12 protein-coding genes are annotated in these 17,436 nt (G+C 66.0%); 5 read left to right on the top strand and 7 right to left on the bottom strand.

Annotated elements, in window-relative coordinates; genetic code table 11:
• The first annotated feature begins 52 nt into the window (after nucleotides 1-52).
• From AC07WJ_RS00735 to AC07WJ_RS00725, 3 genes are all read left to right on the top strand, one after another.
• On the top strand, nucleotides 53-1,432 hold the full coding sequence (locus tag AC07WJ_RS00735) for an LLM class flavin-dependent oxidoreductase (RefSeq protein ID WP_494932615.1): 1,380 nt from the start codon (nucleotides 53-55) through the stop codon (nucleotides 1,430-1,432).
• A 65-nt stretch (nucleotides 1,433-1,497) separates the two neighbouring features.
• On the top strand, nucleotides 1,498-2,724 hold the full coding sequence (locus AC07WJ_RS00730) for an acyl-CoA dehydrogenase family protein (protein WP_494932614.1): 1,227 nt from the start codon (nucleotides 1,498-1,500) through the stop codon (nucleotides 2,722-2,724).
• 8 nt (nucleotides 2,725-2,732) lie between these two features.
• Nucleotides 2,733-4,151 (top strand): LLM class flavin-dependent oxidoreductase, encoded by a 1,419-nt coding sequence (locus AC07WJ_RS00725; protein ID WP_494932613.1) that lies wholly within the window; start codon nucleotides 2,733-2,735, stop codon nucleotides 4,149-4,151.
• A gap of 654 nt (nucleotides 4,152-4,805) precedes the next feature.
• Here the strand turns inward: AC07WJ_RS00725 and AC07WJ_RS00720 are convergent.
• The 7 genes from AC07WJ_RS00720 to AC07WJ_RS00690 all read right to left on the bottom strand — a co-directional run bounded on the left by AC07WJ_RS00720 (nucleotide 4,806) and on the right by AC07WJ_RS00690 (nucleotide 13,170).
• Nucleotides 4,806-5,054 (bottom strand): hypothetical protein, encoded by a 249-nt coding sequence (locus AC07WJ_RS00720; RefSeq protein WP_494932612.1) that lies wholly within the window; start codon nucleotides 5,052-5,054, stop codon nucleotides 4,806-4,808.
• A 256-nt stretch (nucleotides 5,055-5,310) separates the two neighbouring features.
• Complete coding sequence (locus tag AC07WJ_RS00715; RefSeq protein WP_494932611.1) at nucleotides 5,311-5,562, bottom strand: hypothetical protein; 252 nt, start codon at nucleotides 5,560-5,562, stop codon at nucleotides 5,311-5,313.
• 364 nt (nucleotides 5,563-5,926) lie between these two features.
• A complete protein-coding gene (locus AC07WJ_RS00710) occupies nucleotides 5,927-7,153 on the bottom strand; it encodes an oxalate decarboxylase family bicupin (RefSeq protein WP_494932610.1) in 1,227 nt (408 codons plus the stop codon).
• A gap of 167 nt (nucleotides 7,154-7,320) precedes the next feature.
• Entirely contained in the window at nucleotides 7,321-10,431 is a 3,111-nt protein-coding gene (locus tag AC07WJ_RS00705; RefSeq protein ID WP_494932609.1) for a multidrug efflux RND transporter permease subunit, read from the bottom strand.
• The gene (locus tag AC07WJ_RS00700; protein WP_494932608.1) at nucleotides 10,428-11,612 is read right to left on the bottom strand and encodes an efflux RND transporter periplasmic adaptor subunit; all 1,185 of its coding nucleotides are present in this window, start codon (nucleotides 11,610-11,612) and stop codon (nucleotides 10,428-10,430) included. The genes AC07WJ_RS00705 and AC07WJ_RS00700 overlap by 4 nt, the downstream gene beginning before the upstream one ends.
• A gap of 29 nt (nucleotides 11,613-11,641) precedes the next feature.
• Nucleotides 11,642-12,238: a hypothetical protein gene (locus AC07WJ_RS00695; RefSeq protein WP_494932607.1), complete on the bottom strand. Its 597-nt coding sequence runs from the start codon at nucleotides 12,236-12,238 to the stop codon at nucleotides 11,642-11,644.
• A 65-nt stretch (nucleotides 12,239-12,303) separates the two neighbouring features.
• Nucleotides 12,304-13,170 carry a formate/nitrite transporter family protein gene (locus AC07WJ_RS00690; protein ID WP_494932606.1) on the bottom strand — a complete coding sequence of 289 codons (867 nt, stop codon included), beginning with the start codon at nucleotides 13,168-13,170 and terminating at the stop codon, nucleotides 12,304-12,306.
• Nucleotides 13,171-13,633: 463 nt separating this feature from the next.
• On the opposite strand from AC07WJ_RS00690, the gene AC07WJ_RS00685 reads away from it, so the two are divergent.
• Both AC07WJ_RS00685 and AC07WJ_RS00680 read left to right on the top strand, forming a co-directional pair.
• Complete coding sequence (locus AC07WJ_RS00685) at nucleotides 13,634-15,931, top strand: FdhF/YdeP family oxidoreductase (protein WP_494932605.1); 2,298 nt, start codon at nucleotides 13,634-13,636, stop codon at nucleotides 15,929-15,931.
• Between the two features lie 377 nt (nucleotides 15,932-16,308).
• Nucleotides 16,309-17,298 (top strand): MBL fold metallo-hydrolase, encoded by a 990-nt coding sequence (locus AC07WJ_RS00680; protein WP_494932604.1) that lies wholly within the window; start codon nucleotides 16,309-16,311, stop codon nucleotides 17,296-17,298.
• Nucleotides 17,299-17,436: the final 138 nt, after the last annotated feature.

The raw sequence follows: 17,436 nt of genomic DNA, 5'->3' as shown, positions 1-17,436 counted from the left end.
CGCTCATGCATGCGCCGCGCCTGAAACGGTCGGCCAATGGCGGAACAGATCGATGACGAAACCCAGACAGCTCCATCTCAACCTGAACTTCCTCAATGCCGGGACCTTCGCCTCGGCCTGGCGCTGGCCGGCCTCCAATCCCGGCGACTATGCCGATGTTCAATTCTACGTCCGCGTTGCGCAGCTCGCGGAGCGGGGAACCTTCGATTCGGTGTTCCTGGCCGACTTTCCGGCCTTGTCCGACCGGCCGGAATACCGGCCGTTTCAGTCGCTCGAGCCGACGATCACCCTTGCCACGATCGCCGCCGCGACCCGTCATATCGGGCTGATCGCCACTGCTTCGTCGACCTATAACGAGCCTTACAACATCGCGCGCCGGTTCGCCTCGCTCGACCATGCCAGCGGCGGCCGGGCGGGCCTGAACATCGTGACGACGGCGGACCGCCAGGCCGGCCTCAATTTCGGCATATCCAAACCGCCGGCGCACCATGTGCGCTATGAACGGGCCGCGGAGTTCGCCGATGTCGTCAAGGCGCTCTGGGACAGCTGGGAGGACGACGCCTTCGTCGGCGACAAGGTCTCCGCACGTTTCCTCGATACCGCCAAGATCCATCCGATACGGCATGCCGGGCCCCATTTTTCCGTCGAGGGTGCGCTGAACGTGCCCCGGCCGCCGCAGGGACGGCCGATCGTGGTCCAGGCTGGCGGGTCGGACGACGGCAAGGATTTCGCGGCGCGCCATGCGGATGCGGTCTTCTCGGTCGCCCATGCGCTGCCGGACGCGATCGACTATGCCGCCGACCTCAGGGCGCGCGCCGCGGCCCATGGCCGCGGCCCCGGCGATATCCTGATCTTTCCCGGCCTCGTCACCGTCATCGGCAGCACCGAGGAGGAGGCGCGCCGCCGCGAGCAGGAGCTCTGGGACCTCGTTCCGATCGACTACGGCCTCGGCCGGCTGGCCGGCATCCTTCAGGTCGACCCGCAATCCCTGGCACTCGACGAGCCGCTGCCCGACAATCTGGTACTGCCCGTCGACGGCATGCAGACCTTCTTCAAGGGCGCCCTGACGCTGGCGGAGCGGGGGCGGCTGACCGTCCGCCAGCTCATTCGCGCGCAGGGCGGCGGCACCGGCCATCGGATCGTGGTGGGCACGCCGGAGCAGATCGCCGCCGATATCGGCGAATGGTTCGCCTCCGGCGCCATTGCCGGGTTCAATGTCATGCCCGACGTGATCGTCTCGGGGCTCGAGGCCTTTGTCGACCACGTCGTGCCCTTGCTGCGCCAACGCGGCATTTTCCGCAGCGGCTATTCCGGAACCACTCTCAGGGATCACTTCGGCCTGGCGCGACCGCCCAGGCATGCCGGGCCGGCCGCGTCCGGTGACGCGCGGGCCTTTCGCGGCGGCGACGCGCGCCTGCCTCTCTCCGCCTGATTTTTCCTTAGCAGGGCCAGGCGCCGAGGCATCTGGCCGTACCCTCGATCCGAAAGAGAATTCCCATGGGCCAAGTCGATCTCAACATTGCCGCGCAGGCCGAAGCGCCGGTCGTCACCGTCGGTTCGCCGGTTCTGCGCCAGTTGATCCAGGCGATCGCGGTCGATGCCGAGGCCCGCGAGCGGCGGGACGTGCCGGCCCGCCAGGCGATCGATCTCATCCGCTCCGCCCGGCTCGGGGCCTTCAGGCTGCCGCAAAGCCAGGGCGGCGGGGGCGCTTCGCTGCCGGACCTGTTCGGGCTTGTGATCGACCTTGCCGAGGCGGATTCGAACATTCCGCATATCCTGCGCAATCATTTCGGCTTCGTCGAAAAGGCGCTGCGCACCCCCGGCAATGCCAGATATCGCAGGTGGCTCGATCACGTCCGCGACGGCCGGCTCATCGGGCTTGGGGCGAGCGAGCTCGGGACCCAGAACATCGGTGATTTCCGCGGCGACACCCGGCTCGACCCGAAAGGCGAGGGCTTCGTGCTGAACGGCACGAAATATTACAGCACCGGCAATTTCTATTCGGATTTCATTGCCGTGAACGCCAGCACGCCCGATGGCCGGTCGGCCTCCGCGTTCATTCCGGTCGACCGGGCGGGCGTCGATGTCGCCGACGACTGGGACGGCATCGGCCAGCGCCTGACCGCGAGCGGCACCACGACCCTGTCCGACGTCGCCGTGGACAAGGACGACGTGTTGTTCATCGCCGAGGAGGATGTGGCGCTGCCGTTCCAGGCGACGTTCGCGCAGCTCTATCTCACAGCCATCATTGCCGGCATCCTGCGCAGCGTCGTCACCGACGCCTCCGGCCTGGTGAAGCGCCGTGACCGCAATTACTACCATGCGGTTGCGTCGCGGCCGGCCGATGATCCCCTGCTGCAGCAGACGATCGGGCGTCTGGCCAGCGTCGCCTACGTGGCGGAGGCGACCGTGCTGCGCGCAGCCGATGCGCTGGGCCAGGCGTTCCAATCCGCGATCGACGGCCGCCTCGATCGGGATCTGTTCACCGAGGCCGCGCTGCGCACCGCGAAATCCAAGGTCGTCATCGACGAACTCGCGCTCGGCGCGGCGAACCAGCTTTTCGAGGTCGGCGGCGCATCGGCGGCCAAGCAAAGCCAGCGCCTCGACCGTCACTGGCGCAACATCCGGACGATCTCGTCGCACAACCCGATCTCCTACAAGGCGCGCGCGCTCGGCGACCATGTGGTCAATGGCACCCCGCTTCCCTCCGCTTCGTTCTTCTAGGAGCCGAAATGGCCGGTCCCGCCGATACGACCAGGAAGACCGAGGCTCCGGCCGCGTCGGCCCGGAGGATGCATCTTGGAACCCTGCTGCACGCCAACGGACATCACACGGCCGGCTGGCGCCATCCCGACGCCATTCTCGGCGGGGATCACGACCTCGCGTTCTACCGTCGTCTCGCGGAAACGGCCGAGCGGGGCAAGTTCGACGTGCTCTTCCTCGCCGACCAGGTCGGGCTGCGCGACCGGGAGACGACCGACCAGCTCAGCCGGTCGCCCATCGCCGTCCATCTGGAGCCGCTGACGCTGCTGTCGGCGCTGGCGACCGCGACATCGCGCATCGGCCTCGCGGCGACGGCGTCCACGACCTATAACGAGCCCTATCACGTCGCCCGGAAATTCGCCTCGCTCGATCACCTCAGCGGTGGCCGTGCCGGCTGGAACGTCGTGACCTCGTTCACCGACGGCGAGGCGCGCAATTTCAGCCGCGACAGGAATCCGACCCATGCCTCCCGTTACGGTCGCGCGCGCGAATTCGTGACGGTCGTCAAGGGCTTGTGGGACAGCTGGGACGATGACGCATTTGTCCGCGACAAGACCACAGGACGCTATTTCGACCCCGCGAAGCTGCACGTCCTGGACCATCGCGGCGCGCATTTCTCGGTGCGGGGGCCGCTCAACATTCCGCGCTCGCCGCAGGGCCATCCGATCCTGTTCCAGGCCGGAGCCTCCGACGAAGGGCTGGACCTCGCCGCCGCCACCGCCGACGTCGTCTATTCGGCGGCCCAGACGATCGAAGACGCGCAGGCCTTTTATGCCAAGCTGAAGGGACGCGCGGCCGCGCTCGGCCGGAATCCCGACAGCTTGAAGATCCTGCCGGGGGTTCAGCCGTTCGTCGGCAAGACCCAGGCTGACGCGCGTGCCAAGCACAAGGCGCTGCTGGACCTGATCCATCCGGAGGCCGGCCTGGGCATTCTCTCGACGCTGATCGGCGTCGACATGTCGATCTATCCCCTCGATGAGCCTGTCCCGGACCTGCCGGTGACCGACAGCCACAGAAGCCGGCAGCGGCTCTTGCTGGATCTCGCGAAGCGGGAAGGATTGACCGTCCGGCAGCTCTACGGACATGTCTGCAATGGCGCGGGTCATCACACGGTCGTCGGCACGCCGCAGGCCATAGCGGACCGCCTGCAGACCTGGTTCGAGAACGGCGCCGCGGACGGGTTCAACATCCTGCCGCCCTATCTTCCCGGCGGCCTGGAGGATTTCGTCGATGCCGTCGTGCCCGAACTCCAGGCGCGGGGCATTTTTCGCCGGGATTACGACGGAAGAACGCTTCGCGATCATCTCGGACTGGCCAGGCCGATGGTGGCGGGCGAGATCGCACGCCCCGAGCCTGTCGCGACGGGGGAGGCGAGCCGGGCCCTGTGACAGGGCGCTCGATGAACTTGCGCCGCCCTGTGGCCGGGGACCGCGGACCAGGTCGCTGGCCTCGCGAGAATTCGTTCTGACGGTGCTCATCCGTCGCGCGGCGGCCCTTGGGTTCCCGGCAATCGGCGCCCCTGGTCAGGGTTCCGCCGGGTCTCGGCCGGAGCCCTCTTTCGCCGCCGGCAGCGCAGCGAAGCCGGTGGCCGAAATGCCGCGCGGATGGTGCAGGCTGGCGATGAGCGAGCATCGGTCCCGGCCCGGCGGGCTGTCTCCGGGCGTGGCGATGACCTCGACCGGTGCGGAGAGGCCCGGCGCGGCATGGCCTGGCAGGCAGGTCCGGTCGAACAACTGGGCGCCGTCCCGACCGGCGCCCGGCATTTCCAGGCCCGCGGGGATAGGCGTCGGAGCATCCGCCACCGCAACGACATGGCTCGCGGTCCTGGGCGCTGGCCCGCTCGGCCCCATTGGCCTTTGCGAGGATGCGTCCCGCGCAGCCATGAAAAAGAAAACCGGGCCTCCGAGAGCGAGCATGACGATGCTGAGGGCTTGTGGTGAATAGACCGCCATCTCGGGATCCTCCTGGCGCGCGTGCTTGAACCTCGGCGGCGGGAACGCCGGAGTTCTGCTCCGGCATTCGTCCTGGATCGGCGGCCCGGTTCACTGCGCGCCGCTGGGGGTTCCGACCACCACTTCCCGCTGGATCAGGCTGCGCTCGAGATCGGTAACGCCGGCGGGGCGGCCGGCATGCGCCTTTTGCGAGGTGAACTCGCGCGGCCGGTTCGGCATGCGGGTGGTGGCCGGCGGCGTCTCGATGAAGGCTGCGGCATCTCCGGCTCCCTGGGCAAAGGCCGGGACAGCCACGACGAGCGGCGCCAGCAACGCGGCGGCAAGAATGAATTTCTCCATGATATCCTCCGTGGAAACCCCGGCGAGGGAGGGCATGGCGACCCCTGGGGACGGTTGCCCTGTGTCGGCGGGAGGTGTCCGCCGAAGAGGCCGGCAAGATCCCGACCCGGCAATGGCGACCACCCGGCCATTGCGTTTTCGGCGACGACGACGCCTGGGTTGCAGGATGCCGGCGCATCGGCCGGGCTCCCAGGCTATGACAGCGCCGGGGCTGGCGCCCGGGCGCTGTCATAAGACGAGCCGGGCGGCGCCGGCTTCAACTCGATGAACCGAAGGCCGAGGACGGCACCGCTTCGCGCTGGATCAGGCTATGGTCGAGCGGGGTCTCGCCGCCCGGATAGCCGTTGCCGGCGCGATGCGCGCTGAATTCCCGCGGCTGGCTCTTCGCGTAGCTGGCGACCGAATGGGTCTGCGCATGGCGGGTCGTGGTGTCCATGCCGCGGGCAAAGGCCGGGGCCGCGATGACGAGCGGCATGAGCATGGTCGCGGCTACGAGCAATTTCTTCATGATGGTCTCCATTCGAAAGTCCGGTGGGAAGGGACACGCCGGGCCGGAGGGGGCTGATTTCGGTGTCGTCGGGAGGTGTCCGCCGTCGACACGTCTAAGATGGGGCGGTGCGCCGGAATTGACAATTAAATGATATTTTACAATGACATAAGGGTCGTGAGATCGAGGTGCGGCCGCGTCGGGATCCAACCTCCCGCCCTGGATTCCGGACCGGCGGCGAGGGCGCCTTGCATGCCGGCGCGAGACTCGCGGCCGGTCGTGATGCGAGACAGGTCGCCATGAAGCGTGCGCTTGCGACGGACCGCGGTCCGCCGGCCCGCGGCGCATTCGGATCGGCGCCTGTCCGGCCGACGGCCCGGGCGTGTCAGGCCGGTACGACGGGAACCTTGCGCTTGCGCAGCGCGGCCATCACCCGCGGGTCCAGATTCAGATGGGCGCCGACCAGCTCCGGCGGTATCAGCGCCAGCCATTGGTCAAGCGACACATCGGCGTAGTAGCTGCTCTTGAAGACCTCCAGGAAACGCAGCGGCGTCGTGCCGGTGTTCTCGACATAGTGACCCATGGCGAAGGGCACATAACCGACATCCCCGGGCAGGAAGTCGAAGGTCCGCGCCTGGCCCGACGCGGCGAACACACCCATGCGGGCCTGGCCCTCGATATAGTACTGCCATTCGTCGCCATTCGGGTGCCAGTGGAGTTCGCGCATGCCACCCGGCTCGACCTCGACCAGGGCCGCGGAGATCGTCGCGGAGGCCGGAAACACGCTGGTATCGGTGATCCGCACCGTTCCGCTCGCGGTCCGGATCGGCTCCTGCGCCAGCATCTTGTGGCTGAAGCTTTCCGGCACGGCGGTTGCGCCGGCGATCTTGTCGGCGCTGAGCGATCCCGGCACCGGGGCCGCGAAAATGTAGAGCTCTTCCGGATCCCGAAGGTGGCTGAAGGCAGGACCGGGAACACCGAAATTCTTGGCCAGCACCTCATTGGGGGTATGCTTGAGCCAGTCGCTGAGCAGGAAGGTATTGTCCTCGTCGAATTCGCCGTCGTCGAATACCAGCAGAAACTCGCAGCCGTCCGGACCCAGCCCCTGGATGGAATGGGGAATGCCCGACGGAAAATACCAGAGATCGCCGACGCCGACGTCGTCCACGAAGTTCCGGCCCTGGGCATCGATGGCTGTGATCCGCGCGGTCCCGTAGAGCATGTAGGCCCATTCGCCGGCCTTGTGCCAATGCAGCTCGCGAATACCGCCGGCGTTCAGCCGCATGTTCACGCCGGCCATGGTCTTGGAAACGCCGAGTTCCCGGACCGTGACCTGGCGCGTCCAGCCACCGGATTCCTGGCGCATATGAGCGTCGGAGAACGAGAAGCGCAGATTGGGCAGCGTGCCGTGGTCGGTGGAAGGGGGCACGAGCAGATCGGGGTTCTGCGCGTCTCGGGCGAGGTTGCGCGGGCCGGGATCGGTGCCGCCGTGTCCGGGACGCCGCGGCTGCGGCATCGGCTGACCGGTCTGGGCGCCCGCGGCCGTCGCAGCGGTGAGAACACCGCCGGCGGCGGTCGCCGCCAGCATGTCACGACGCGAAATGTGGGTCATAGCTCTTGTTCCTGGCGAGGTCGGGAATGCGAATTCAAAAAGTATAGGATCGCCAGAAGCGTGGACCACTAAATTAATATTCAGAAATGGATCTGCTATATTTCACAAGAAATGATGCGAAATCGGCCGACCGGACCGCGGTCCGATCGGCCAATTGACGACGGTTTCTATTCTGCTGGGGCAGTCGCATTCCCCTCTGGGCGTTTATTGCTTCGCTTGAGCCATGTTCCGAGCCGGTCGAGATAGAGATAGACCACCGGTGTCGTATAGAGCGTCAGGATTTGGGACAGCAGCAGCCCGCCGACGATCGTGTAGCCGAGCGGCTGGCGGAGCTCCGCACCCGTGCCGCTGCCGAGCATCAGCGGCACACCGCCGAGCAGCGCCGCCATGGTGGTCATCAGGATCGGCCGAAACCGCATGATGCAGGCGCGGTAGATCGATTCTTCGGGCGCCAATCCTTCGTGCCGTTCGACCTCGAGCGCGAAGTCGACCAGCATGATGCCGTTCTTCTTGACGATACCGATGAGCAGGATGATGCCGATCATGGCGATCACGCTCAGGTCCATATGCACGGCCATCAGCAGCAGCAGCGCGCCGATGCCGGCCGAGGGCAAGGTCGAAAGGATGGTCAGCGGATGGATCGTGCTTTCATAGAGGATGCCGAGAATGAGGTAGATCACCACCAGCGCCGCGCCGATCAGCAAGGGGGTGCCGGACAGCGAGGCCTGGAACGCCTGGGCATTGCCCTGGAACGAGGTGGCGAGTGAAGCGGGCTTGCCGGTCTCCTGCTCGATCTTCTGGATGGCGGCGACCGCGTCGCCCAGCGCCGCCCCGGGTTTCAGGTTGAACGAGAGCGTGACGGACGGGAACATGCCCTGGTGATTGACGACGATCGGCGCCGCCTGGATCTTGCTGCTCACCAGCGTGCTGAGCGGCACCTGTTGGCCGCTCGACGAGGCGACATAGATATCCCGCAACGCTTCCGGGCCATATTGGAAGCGCGGATCGACCTCGAGCACGACATGGTACTGGTTGAGCTCGGTGAAGATGGTCGACACGATGCGCTGGCCGAAGGCGTCGTCGAGCGTGTTGTCGATGGTCGAGGGCAGGATCCCGAAACTCGACGCGACCTCGCGATTGACCGCCACGTTGAGCATGGGCCCGGCATTGGCCTGGTCGCTGGCGACATCCGTGATGACGGGCGAAGCCTTCAGCCTCTCGAGGAAGACGGCGGCCCAATGCGCGAGTTCGGTCGAGTCGGCATCGGTCAGGGTGTATTGAAACTGGGTTTTCGACAGCCGCGCGCCGATCGTAATGTCCTGCGCGGACTGCATGTAGAGGGTGATGCCCTGGGTCTTGGCCAGTTCCGGCGTCAGCCTGGTGATGATCTGGTCGGCGCTGGCGGTCCGTTCACTTTCGGGCTTCAGGATAATGAACATGCGCCCTTGATTGAGCGTCGCGGTCGGCCCGCCGGGTCCGATATAGCTGGTGACCCCGGCAACCGCCGGGTCTTTCAGCACGGTCTCGACCAGCGCCTGCTGGCGTTGGGCCATGGCTGGAAACGAGATGTCCTGCGCCGCCTCGGTAATGCCCTGGATGATGCCGGTGTCTTGCTGCGGGAAGAACCCTTTTGGAATGACCGTATAGAGATAGCCGGTGAGACCGATCGTGCCGAGCATTACCGTCAGCGTGATGAGACGATGCCGCAGGACGATCTTCAGGCCGCGCTCATAGAGCGCGAGCAGGCCATCGAAGCCGTATTCGCATAGCCGGTAGAGCCGTCCGTGCTGCCTGTGCGCTTCGTCTTTCAACAGGCGCGAACACATCATCGGCGTCAGCGTCAGCGAAACGACGAGCGAGATGATCAGCGAAACCGAGATCGTAATGGCGAACTCCTGGAAGAGTTTGCCGACATAGCCGCCCATCAGGAACAGCGGGATGAACACCGCGATCAGCGACAGCGTGATGGAGACGATGGTGAAGCCGATCTCCTGGGAGCCTTTGAGCGCGGCCTCCATCGGGCTGAGGCCCTGCTCGAGATAGCGCACGATGTTCTCGATCACCACGACCGCGTCGTCGACGACGAAGCCGACCGCGATCGACAGCGCCATCAGCGACAGGTTGTCCAGGCTGTAGCCGAGGACGTAGAGCACCGCGAACGTGCCGACCAGCGACAGCGGCACCGTCACTGCCGGAATGACGGTCGCCCAGACATTGCGCAGGAACAGGAAGATCACCATCACCACCAGCGCGATGGTCAGCATCAGCGTGAACTGCACATCGGCGACCGAGGCGCGGATGGTCAGCGTCCGGTCGGCGACGACCGACACTTTGATGGCCGGGGGCAGCGAGGCTTCCAGCTGCGGCAGCAGGGCCTTGATGCGATCGACGGTCTCGATCACGTTGGCGCCCGGCACCCGCTGGACCGCCAGGATGACGGCGCGCTGCCGGTTGTACCAGCCGGCCAGAAGATTGTTCTCCGGGCCTTCGATCGCCTTGCCGATGTCGCGAATGCGCACGGGCGAGCCGCTGCGATAGGCGACGATCATGTCGTCATAGGCTTCCGGCTTCAGCAGTTGATCGTTGGTATTGAGCGTATAGGTCTGGCGCGGGCTGTTGAGCGTGCCCTTCGGCAGATCGACATTGGCCTGGCCGATCACGTTGCGAACGTCTTCGAGGCCGATGCCGCGGGCCGCCAGTGCCTGCGGATTGACCTGGATGCGGATCGCCGGCTTTTGCTGGCCGCCGATACCGACGAGGCCGACCCCGGAAATCTGCGAAATCTTCGGCAGGAGAATGTTTTCGGCATAGGCGTCGATCGTGGTGAGCGGCAACGAGGTGGAGGTCAGCGCGAGCAGCAGGATCGGCGTCTCGGCCGGGTTCACCTTCCGGATCGTCGGCGGGTAGGGCATGTTGAGCGGCAGATAGGGACTTGCGGCATTGATCGCCGACAAGACGTCGACCGCGGCGCTGTCGACGGTTCGCGCGAGCTCGAACTGGACGGTCACCGAGGTGACGCCCAGCGCGCTCGACGAGGTGAGCTGGGTGACGCCGGGGATCTGGCTCAATTGCTGCTCGAGCGGCGTCGCGACGGTGGACGCCATGGTTTGCGGATCGGCGCCCGGCAATTGGGCGGAGATCTGGATCGTCGGGTAATTGACATTGGGCAGCGCGGCGACCGGCAGCAGCCGGTAGGTCGCAAGGCCGCAGAGAAGCAGCCCGACCATGAGCAGGATCGTCGCGATCGGCCGGCGGATGAACGGTGCCGAGAGGTTCACGGGATGGCCCTCTCGACCGCGCTTTGCAGGTCGGCCTGGTCGGCGGCCTTGCCGTGCAGCTCCTGGACGCGGCTGCCTTCCTGCAGCCGGTACTGACCGTCGACCACGACGGTCTCGTTGGCCTGCAGGCCCTGGTCGATCAGGGCTTGTCCCTGGCTGATCTGGGCGACCGTGATCGGCCGCAGCTCCACCGTTCCCGCTGGCGAGATCACATAGACATAGGCGCCGTTCGGACCCTGCTGCACAGCCGCGGCGGCAACCGTCAGTCCGTCCTTCCGGGTGTCGACGAGCAGTTGCACATTGACCAACTGGCCGGGCCAGAGACGATGCGCGGTGTTGGAGAACTCGGCCTTGAGCTGGATCGTACCGGTCGTCTGGACGATCTGATTGTTGATGAGCAGGAGCCTGCCTTCATCCAGCCTGATCTTGCCGTCCTGGCTATAGGCAATGACCGTCAGGGGGCCTTTGGCCATCTGCGCCTGAATTTGCGGCAGCTCGGCCTGCGGCAGCGTGAAGATCAGCGAGATCGGCTCGATCTGCGCCACCACCACGAGGCCGTTAGGATCGGTCGGGTGGATGATGTTGCCGACATCGACCTGGCGCACGCCGGTGATCCCGGGGATCGGCGCGGTCAGCCGGGTATAGTCGAGCTGCACGCTGGCCTGCTCGATCAGCGCGTCGTCGGCCTTGACGGCGTTCTGCAGCTGCGCGACCTGCGCCTTCTGCGTGTCGGACAGCTGCTGGGTCGCGTAGCCCTTGCCCAGCAGCTGGGTATAGCGATCGAGATTGGCGAGCGCATTGGTCAGCTGGGCCTGATCGCGCAGCCGGTTGGCGTTCATCTGATCGAGCTGGGCCTGATAGGGTCTGGGATCGATCTGGGCGAGGAGATCTCCCGGCTTGACGGTTTGCCCCTCGGTGAATGCGATCCGGGTCAGCTGGCCCTGGATCTGGCTGCGCACGATGGCGGTGTTGTAGGCGATGACCGTGCCGACGCCGCGCAGATAGATCGGGACGTCCGCGCTCTTCACGGCGCCGGCGACGACCGGCACGGCGGGCGGCAAGGCCGGCGCCGTCGCCGCAACGGCTGCCTGGAACGGCCGGTCATGCGTGACGTACAGGACGCCGCCGGCCGCCAGGACGGCGGTCAGCAAGGCGGCGGTGACAATGGTTTTCCGGGTCATGGACGGCTTCTCGCGTGAGGGACGTTGGTTCAGCATCCGGTCGAGGCGACCGTCGAAGGCATGGAGATGCCGTTCGAAGACGTCGGCGTCGGCGATGCGCCGGTGCTCGGGCAGGTCACGATGGCGTTCAGCGTCGACGACGCGGTCGGCGGTATGACGAGAGCCGGCAGCGGCGACATCGGGCTGAGCCCGGCATTGGCGATTTCGGTGGATCCGAGCGGCACGCCGGAGCGTCCGATCGGCGAGGTCGTGACGGCCGAACCCGACGCCGTGCCGGTCGTCGCCGCGCAAGTGCTGGGCCCACCCGCCGCCATGCCGCCGTCGAACAGCGCGGCCGAGGTCTGCGACGTCGAACTCAGGACGCTGACGCAGACTGAGTTTCCCGACGTGGGACTGGAGGTGAGGCCGAACGGCGAGGGGGATACGATCGGGCTGAGGCCCGGCGTCGCCAGTTCGGTCGCGCCCATCGGAATGCCCGTGGGTTGGACCGGCGAACCCGCCGGCCCGCCGAGCGGCGAGGTCGTGCCCATGCCGGCCGGCGCGCTGCTCGCGCCGCGCACCTGCGCCGAGGCCGTGCCGCAGCCGAGGCCGGCGGCGATGATCGCAACGATCCATGCGCGTTTCATGGCGCTCTCCTTCCGTGACGGTCTCGCCGCAAATCAGGGGTGGGGGCCGGTTCTCGCGCCGCCGGTCACGGCAGCTGTCCGGTCATGGGGTCCGCCCCGAACGACGGGACGGGACGCTGAACGACCGCCGAGCCCGGTCGATCGGAGCGGCCGGGCCGGTAGGTGACATAGAGCGCGAGGCTGATGGCGAAGCCGCCGGCCAGATTGCCGGCGAGCGCCGGGATTTCGTTCCAGTACCACCAGTCGTAGAGGCTGATCCGGGCGCCGAAAGCCATGCCCAGCGGGATCACGAACAGGTTGACCACCGAGTGCTCGAAGCCCATGGCGAAGAAGGCGAAGATCGGTAGCCAGCAGCCGAGAATGCGCCCGGTCGTCGAGGTCGAGGCGTTGCCCATCACCATGCCGAGACAGACCATGCAATTGCACAGGATCGCCTTGACGAAGGCGGTCAGCAGGCCGGCATCGCCATTCGGCTCGTAGGCCAGGACCTTGGCCTCCGCCAGGACGCGGATCTGGTCGCCGAGCGTCCCGGCCGGCGTGTGTCCCGCCTCGGTCAACACGAGATAGAGAAGCGCCGCGTAGAGCAGCGCGCCGATCAGATTTCCGACGAACACCCAGACCCAGTTCGACAGCATCTGGCCCGTCGTCGCGCGCTGCGACAGCACGGCCAGCGGCACGACGCCGAAATTGCTGGTGAGCAGTTCCAGCCCGAGCACGACCACCATCGCGAAGCCGACCGGGAATACCAACGCTCCGACAAACGGCAGGCCGGTTTGCGCCGACACCGTCAAGGCGAGACTGGTGCCGAATGCGAGCAAGGCCCCTGCGAGAGCGCCGCGGATCAGAAGATCGCGCACGCCGTGCCGCGATTTGGCGGTCCCGATCTCGATGAGATTGGCGACGATGACATCGGGTGCAAGACTATCGGACATCGGGCGCGATCCTGTGCTCTTGAACGCCTGGCGACAGGGCCCGGACCGCCAACCATCTCGCTGTGGATGGCTCCCGCCGCCTCGGGCCTTGATGCCGGGAAGCTATCGGGCCCGACCGGATGTCCCAATTAAATACGCTTTTATTGTTCGGAGCTGATCGCATTGGCATTCGCCGTCGATCGGAATGCTCGAATACAACTCGCATTGAGCTTTCTAAATTCCAATTTAATTGCCAACGCCAATCGCAGAGGATGAATTCTGATGCACGCGGTATTGCCGCGTGGCGAATAAATGCTTTTGCTTGAGCCCGTATGGCGTAGCAGAGGCGTTCTGTTGCTTCGCCGCGTCGAGGATCGCGCAAGGAGAGCTTGCCGGGTCGCGTTGCCTTCGCCGTTCCAGGCCTTGTTCGGGCTTTCCGAATGCGCGGTCGGGACAGCCGCGGACCCTGACGAAGGAGAGTTCGATGAGCGAAGACGATGTCAAAGGGGTCGCCGACTATGACGGCGCAGCGGCCGGGTGGGGCGCGCTCAAGGCGGTCGCCGACGCGGTTCGCGGGCAAATGGCCGTGGCACGGGAGACGCGTGGTCTTCTGACCATGAACCAGCCGCACGGGTTCGATTGCCCAGGATGCGCCTGGCCCGATCCGAAACACACCTCGTCGTTCGAATTCTGCGAGAACGGCGCCAAGGCCGTGTCGTGGGAAGCCACGGGCAAGCGGACGACCCCGGAATTCTTCGCGGCCCACACGGTCGGCGAGCTCTGGAACCGACCGGATTTCGACCTCGAGAACGAGGGCCGGCTGACCCACCCCATGGTTTACGATCGGGCGACGGATCGGTACCTGCCGACGTCCTGGGATGCGGCCCTCGCCCAGATCGGCGCGGCGTTGCGCGCCTTGCCCGAGCCCGACATGGCGGAGTTCTACACGTCCGGACGCGCCTCGAACGAGGCCGCCTTCCTCTACCAGCTGTTCGCGCGCGAATATGGAACCAACAACTTTCCCGACTGCTCGAACATGTGCCACGAGGCGACAAGCGTCGGCCTGCCGCAATCAATTGGCGTCGGCAAGGGCACCGTCACCCTCGAAGACTTCGACCATAGCGACGCGATCTTCTGCATCGGCCACAATCCGGGAACCAATCATCCGCGCATGCTGACGACGCTGAGCGAGGCTTCGAAGCGCGGCGTGCCGATCATCGTGTTCAACCCGCTGCGCGAACGCGGGCTGGAGCGCTTCACCGCGCCGCAGAGCCCGGTCGAAATGCTGACGCTCGGCGCCACGCCCATCGCGTCGTCCTATTATCAGGTGAAGGTCGGCGGCGATGTCGCGGTTCTCAAGGGCATGATGAAGACGCTGATCGCGCTCGACGCGAAGAGCGTGGCGGAAGGCGGCCCGGCGGTTCTCGATCGCGAATTCATCACGCGCCATACGACCGGCATCGACGCCCTGCTGGCCGATCTGGAGGCAACCTCCTGGCGCGCGATCGAACGGGCCTCCGGCCTGTCGCGCGCCGACATCGAGCAGGCCGGCGAAATCTATGCCAAGGCCGAACGGGTCATCATCAATTACGGCATGGGCATCACCCAGCATCGCCACGGCACCGGCAATGTCCAGCAGATCGCCAATTTGCTGCTGCTGCGTGGCAATATCGGGCGCCCGGGCGCCGGCATCTCGCCGCTGCGCGGCCATTCGAACGTGCAGGGCGACCGGACGGTCGGGATTACCGAAATCCCGAGCGACGAACTGCTCGATGCGATCGCGCGGGTCTTCGGCTTCGAGCCGCCACGCAACAAGGGCCACAACGCCGTCGAAGCCGTCGAGGCGATCCGGGACGGACGTTCCAAGGCCCTGGTCTGTCTCGGCGGCAATCTGGCGGTTGCGATGTCCGATCCGGAGGTCACCTTCAAGGCGATGCGCAATCTCGACCTGGCGGTTCATATCGCCACGAAACTCAATCGCTCGCATCTGCTGCTGGCCAGACAATCCTTCATTCTGCCTTGCCTCGGCCGGACCGAGCGCGATGTCCAGGCGACAGGTCCGCAGTCGATCACGGTGGAGGATTCGATGTCGATGGTGCATGCCTCGCGCGGCGGCCTGAAACCCGCTTCCGGACACCTGAAATCGGAGCCGGCGATCATTGCCGAACTGGCGATGGCGACATTGCCGGCGACGCGGGTGCCATGGGCCGAACTGGTCGCCGACTACGGCAAGATCCGTGACGCGATCGAGGATGTCTTTCCAGCTTTCCGCGACTTCAACGAACGCATCGGCAAGCCCGGAGGCTTCCGGCTCTATGTCGCCGCGTCGGAGCGGCACTGGCTCACCCCGACGAAGCGGGCGAACTTTCTGGTTTTCCCGGGGCTCGACGCGGACCCGCCGGTCGCCGACGGCGCGGCGCTGACCCTGACGACGATCCGTAGCCATGATCAGTACAACACGACGATCTATGGCATGAACGATCGCTACCGCGGCATTTCGGGACGGCGCGACGTCTTGTTCGTCAACGAGCGGGATCTCGCCAGCCGCGGGCTGAAGCATGGCGATCGGGTCGATATCGCGGTCGTGCCCGATGCCGGATCGGCATCGGGCGAACGCGTCATGCGCGGCCTGACGGCGGTCGCCTACAAGATCGCCGAGGGTTCGGTTGCCGCCTATTACCCCGAGGCGAACGTCCTGGTCGCGCTTGATCACTATGACGAGAAGTCGGGAACCCCGTCCTATAAGTCGACGCCGGTCCTGCTCCGGCCTTCGCTGGCTTAGTATCGTTGCACCGTGATGGTGACCTGTTGATCTTGGTGCAACAATTGGTGGATGCCAGGACGAGCGCGGGCAAGACGATGCGTTGGCCTCGCTGTGTGCAGGGCCACGGCGCGGCTTTTGCGCTCGGCCGGCCCGGCACCTGTCATTCCAAAGACAATTCTCGTCTTGCCCGGGCTTGTCCCGGATATCCACGAATTTATCCACTCGCGGAAAGCGCGCCATCATAATCACCGAACAGCGACGCTGGACCAGGAACGCCAGGCGCGTCAGGGATGTCGCGCCGGCGTGCAGGCCGGATCACCCTCGGTTGCAAATGGCGCGGCCTTGCCTACAGTCTGGAGCCGTTTCCGCGCTATTGCCGTCGCACTGGACATCCCATGACCCTGACCCGCCGCGCCGTATTGTCTGGCAGTGCAGCGATGATGACGGCGGGCGCCGCCCTGTCGCAGCCAACGGCGGCTCGGGCGGCCGCGCCCATCGTCGGCAAGCAGGCGCCCGGCTTCTATCGCTACAAGGTCGGCGCGTTCGAGGTCAGCGTCATCGCCGACGGCGCGCTGCCATTCCCGGTCGAAAACTTCGTGACGAATGTGCCGACCGAGCAGGTGAAGGCGGCGCTCGCGGCGGCTTTCCGCGGCACCGATGCGTTATCGGTTCCCTTTTCACCTGTGGTCGTCAATACCGGGTCGAAGCTGATCCTGATCGACACCGGCCTCGGCGATGCCGCGTTCGAGCGCAGCAAAGGCATTATCGGGCAATTCACGACCAACCTGAAAGCCGCGGGCCTCGACCGCTCGGCGATCGATGCCGTGGTGATCTCGCATTTCCACATCGATCACGTCGACGGCCTGCTCACCGCGGACGGCAAGCCGGCCTTCCCCAATGCCCAGATCTTCGTGCCGGCGGCCGAGCTGAAGTACTGGATGGACGACGGCGAGATGAGCCGGGCGCCGAAGGGCCGGATCGAGGGCCTGTTCCGCAATACGCGCCGGATTCTGGGCGCGCTCGGCGGCAATGTCACGCCTTACGATGCCGGCAAGGAGGTGGTGCCCGGGCTCACCGCCGTGGCGACGCCGGGGCATTCGGTCGGGCATACGTCCTTCGTTCTGTCGTCGGGCGCCAGCAGCGTCTTCATCCAGGGCGACGTGGCCCATGTCCCCGTGCTGTTCGTCGCCAATCCCGGCTGGCACGCCGCGATCGACCAGGACCCGGTCATGGCGGAAGCGACGCGCCGCAAGGTCTACGACATGCTGGTGGCCGAGAAGATGCTGGTTCAGGGCTTCCATTACCCGTTCCCGGCTCTCGCCCATGTCGAAAGGACCGCGAACGGCTATCGCGAAGTCCTGGTGCCTTGGAATGCCAATATCTGACGGACGGCCGCGGGGCCCGGCGCCGGAAGCCGCGCGGCGGCCGATGCCGACAACCGTCGTCCTTGCCGGCCGTCGGCAATGATCCGCGGCGCAGGCGCCGGGACCAGACATCTGGGACATTGCGCCGGGCTCGCCCCG

The organism is Phreatobacter sp. GW821-FHT04C01 (assembly GCF_059420385.1).
The sequence above is the reverse complement of the archived record's forward strand: the minus strand, read 5'-3'. Positions and strand labels throughout refer to the sequence as shown.